Origin of the sequence: Tabrizicola fusiformis, assembly GCF_013328815.1 — a bacterium.
Lineage (GTDB): Bacteria > Pseudomonadota > Alphaproteobacteria > Rhodobacterales > Rhodobacteraceae > Fuscibacter.
This window is the reverse complement of sequence record NZ_JABUHN010000041.1, coordinates 1-3,729: the sequence shown is the minus strand read 5'-3', so window position 1 is coordinate 3,729 and position 3,729 is coordinate 1. Positions and strand designations below refer to the sequence as shown.

Here is a 3,729-nt window from a genome sequence, read left to right as displayed (position 1 = left end):
TCCTGCCCGATATCATTCAGGCGCGGAGTCGCAGGTCAGGCAAAAACTGGGAAGGTGCCGCCCAGGAAACGCTTACGGATCGTCCTGAAGTTGCTCGCTGGAAAGCACCGTTAGCGTAAGACCATAGCTCCCCAAGCCTATGATCTCCTCGTCAAGAGCCCGGCTCGCGGCCCCCTCGAACCAGCGCCTCAAACTCGCTGGCGCGCAATGTCGCCTACCCTGAGCAATATTTCCCGAATCCACATTGAATGCCCGCGTTGCGGTGTCAGGCAGCGATGTCCCTTTGCGTAAGTAGTGCACACCCGGAAGCGCCTTAAAGCTATCGGGCATGAAACTATACGAGATCTCGGCTCCGCGGCTAACTATAACGGCCATAGGGTACGGAGCGCACTCCGCCGCCCTGATCGCCGCCGCCGTAAGCGATGCTTGCGCCTCCCGGGCAAGGGTCTCTATACCTTGCAAGCCGACAGGAGAACCCAGTAGCACTTCGCGCACATGGGTCGTGGGCATCAACAGACCTGATGCAAAATGATCGGCTTCCAACTCGATAGAGCTCGAACCCTCGGTGAAGCCTGCTCGAGAAACATGCGTTCCAGAGGATTTCTGTATCTCCTCCGGGTGCCCTTCAAGGAAATAATGACCCAGCTCATGTGCAACCGTGAACCGACGGAAGCCTTCGCTCCTGATGTGTGTGGAGTAAATAATCCCAACGCTGTCGCCCTGAAAAATGATGCAACCGCTCATGCCTGGCTGCCCAGCATCATTGCCTTGGACGAGAATATCTGACGCTTCGGCGATTTTGAACGGATCCACGGGAAGCGAGAAGAATCCAAACTCTTTGGCCACAGCTTCGCCTCGCTGCCTGGCCTGCCGCAGGCGAAACTTCGGCAATGTCATTCCTTCCCCCGGCGCTCTGCAAACATATCAATCATCATCTGGATACTCTGACGGTCAGCATCGGTGAGGTTCTCTTCACCTCGGAATGCCGTCGTGGCTCCTTCAATCGATGCGGTCCTACCGAGTAGGAAGTCCGAAGACACATTTAGCGCGCGTGCCAGTGATCTGATATTTGCGAAGGATGGCTTACGCCGATTTGCTTCAAAATGCCCGATGGCGGCCGGCTGTAGTCCCGTCAGCTTCCCCAGGTCGCTTTGGTTTAGCCCACGTAATTCACGGGCCTGTCGGAGCCGCGCCGAGAAAATCCCATCCTGATCCTCAGATCTTGACACTACGTTGCTCATTATAGTAATCCTACTTTATCGTAGGCTTTCCGATTCTTAAGGTTCACTGCTGGTGGGCCTTTTACTCTGACTGATCGCCCTACGTTTTCGTAGCAAAGTACTACACGACCAGCGACATCGTCAACCCAAACATCGAAAGGGGGTGAATACCATGGCAAAATCGAACAAGGAGGTTACCAGCGCTCGGGCTGCGTCGGCTGCATCGAAGGTTCTGAGCAATCCGAAATCCAGCGCGGCCGCGAAGACCGCAGCAGCTTCGGCACTGACTCAGCGTCCGAACAAGAAGTGATACTCAAAGCGCTTCCGGGCAAGCCCGGAAGCCTCATCAAATGAAAAGGACAGAACTATGGCTGATCGCCAAGTTACCGCATCGGGTAAAGACCGTGACGGAGACATTACCAAACTGTGCCAATCTGGCGCGATTTGGTCGCCTCGCTCGAAGGCCGATGCCATTCGAGACATCGAGGGTGGCCTGCATACTTATTATGTGCAGCGTCCCGGCACCACCCGTGTGAACGTGAATGTTGTCAATGGTGCAAGCGGAAAGTACCTGCGGTCGACGGCCGACAAGGCATCAAGCAACAACCTGGATAATCTTCCGGACTGTTGAGTTGAGAAGCGACTAAGGCGAGCCTGCCGATTGGCTGGGCTCGCCCTCGAGTGTGCCTCGGTCACCCTCTTACCTTCACCGGGCGCGCACGAATACGGCTCACTCACCTTCACCCACAATCGGCAGATCCAGCGCGATGTCCGCAACCGGCTTCAGCAGCCCGGCATCTTCCAGCGCCTCGAGGTCTGGCAGGTCGCGCAGTGTTTCCAGCCCGAACTGCACCAGAAACCCCGGCGTAGTGACATAGGTATAGGGCGCGCCGGGTTCCGGGCTGCGCGGGCCACGGGCAATCAGAGCCTGCCGGTGCAGGCGGGCGATCAGATCGCGGCTGACTTCCCGGCCGGTCAGGCCCGAGATCGCACCACGGGTGACCGGCTGCATATAGGCGATAATCGTCAGAACCAGCGCCTCATTCTGAGTCAGGTCGCGAGTGGCATCACCCTCACCGCGCGCCATGCGGATAGTTGCCGCATATTGCGGCCGGCTGCGGAACTGCCAGCCGCCTGCAACGCGGGCAATCTCATAGGGGCGCCCAGCGAGTTCGGCAGAAATGTCCTCGATCAGCAGATCGAGGGCGCAGTCCCGGCCGACCACCCGGACCAACACGTCGCGGCCCACCGGCTCGGAGGATGCAAAGAGCACCGCCTCCACACGCGCCATCCATTCCCGCCAGCGCAAGGCCTGCGGCAGATCGGTAAGTTCGGTGTCCAGCGGCTCGGCAGATTTCTGGGCCATCGTCACAACCCGTACAGCCGGAAGGTCGGCCGTCCGGTCAGTTCGCGCACCAGCCCGAGTGACGTCAGACGATCAAACAGCCGCCGCGCCGCGCGGTCACTCGCCTCCGCCCCGGCCTGAGCGGTTATAGCATCCTCGGTCAGTAAAGCGGCAATGATGGCGGCCGTGTCTTTTCCCGGCCGCCGCAGATGTGCCGCGCGCAGAGCCGTGGCGCGGCGGGTCAGATCGACGTGCAGATCGCAGGCGGTCACCGCCGCCCTGCCCCAGGCCACAGTACAGGCCGCAACCCATGCCTCGCCTTCCATCCTGAAGGCCGCGCGCGGCAGATGCGCTGCGAGCAACTGCACTGGCCGATCCCAGCCGAGCGCCCGGGCCAAAAGAGCATCCGCCAACCAGAGCGCCAATCCACGCCAGGTCGGGCCGAGGGCGAGAACCTCCCGCGCGGCTTCGGCTGCGAAGTGCAGAGGCGGAATGCGCCCGACAAACCGCGTCCCGATGTCACGCAACACCTCAGCGCCCGGCTCGAGTGGCAAATCGAAGAAGCCGGGCAAGCGCGCGGGCCAGTCGGTTGATCTCAGCGCCCGCGCCTCGCCCAGGGCACGCCAGCCAATCAGCATCCGCCCGGCGGGGCCGGGATCATCGCCGGGTTTGCGCAGGGCAAAGGCGTCCCGCAGCTGCGCTTCGCCCTCCCGGCGCCCTTCCAGCTGGCAAACAGCCGCTGCGGCAGAGAGCGCCAGCCGCTTGCGCCAGAGGATACCAACCGGATCGTCGGACCGGGCAATCGGATCGAGAGCCGCGAGAACTGCACCGGCAGAAAACATCGCCGTTTCAACGTCATCGCGACCCACACCCTGCCGGACCCATCGCGGCAGGGCCGGAGGATTCGGGGCGAGCTTAGGAGATTTCAGGGCACGGGACATGGAAGAATGCTAGCAAGCATCGGCGTTTTAAACCATTTATGTTCTCTATATCCGCCGCGCCTGTCCTTTTTGCATGATGTCCAATAAGATTGCATTATCGGACGTCAAGACGATAAGCTCACAAGCATGACCAAAACGCCCCAGATTGTCGGATGACCGGAATTCGTGAGATTCAAGCACTTCGTCGAAGAACATGCCGGGGTTCATGAGATTCTGGCGCGGT

General features: G+C 60.3%; 6 protein-coding genes. 2 read left to right on the top strand and 4 right to left on the bottom strand.

What is annotated here, in order from left to right:
* Window positions 1-72: 72 nt before the first annotated feature.
* Both HS053_RS21970 and HS053_RS21965 read right to left on the bottom strand, forming a co-directional pair.
* Window positions 73-897 carry an ImmA/IrrE family metallo-endopeptidase gene (locus HS053_RS21970; protein WP_174213376.1) on the bottom strand — a complete coding sequence of 275 codons (825 nt, stop codon included), beginning with the start codon at window positions 895-897 and terminating at the stop codon, window positions 73-75.
* Complete coding sequence (locus HS053_RS21965) at window positions 894-1,241, bottom strand: helix-turn-helix domain-containing protein (protein ID WP_174213375.1); 348 nt, start codon at window positions 1,239-1,241, stop codon at window positions 894-896. The genes HS053_RS21970 and HS053_RS21965 overlap by 4 nt, the downstream gene beginning before the upstream one ends.
* A 151-nt stretch (window positions 1,242-1,392) precedes the next feature.
* On the opposite strand from HS053_RS21965, the gene HS053_RS21960 reads away from it, so the two are divergent.
* Together HS053_RS21960 and HS053_RS21955 are read left to right on the top strand one after the other, a co-directional pair.
* Complete coding sequence (locus tag HS053_RS21960; RefSeq protein ID WP_174213374.1) at window positions 1,393-1,530, top strand: hypothetical protein; 138 nt, start codon at window positions 1,393-1,395, stop codon at window positions 1,528-1,530.
* Between the two features lie 57 nt (window positions 1,531-1,587).
* Window positions 1,588-1,851, top strand: a complete 264-nt coding sequence (locus HS053_RS21955; protein WP_174213373.1) for a DUF3892 domain-containing protein — start codon at window positions 1,588-1,590, stop codon at window positions 1,849-1,851.
* A 99-nt stretch (window positions 1,852-1,950) separates the two neighbouring features.
* Here HS053_RS21955 and scpB read toward each other — a convergent pair whose 3' ends face one another.
* Together scpB and HS053_RS21945 are read right to left on the bottom strand one after the other, a co-directional pair.
* A complete protein-coding gene (gene scpB / locus HS053_RS21950) occupies window positions 1,951-2,586 on the bottom strand; it encodes an SMC-Scp complex subunit ScpB (protein WP_174213372.1) in 636 nt (211 codons plus the stop codon).
* Between the two features lie 2 nt (window positions 2,587-2,588).
* Window positions 2,589-3,506, bottom strand: coding sequence for a DUF1403 family protein (locus HS053_RS21945; protein ID WP_174213371.1), 918 nt, complete (start codon window positions 3,504-3,506; stop codon window positions 2,589-2,591).
* Window positions 3,507-3,729 lie beyond the last annotated feature (223 nt).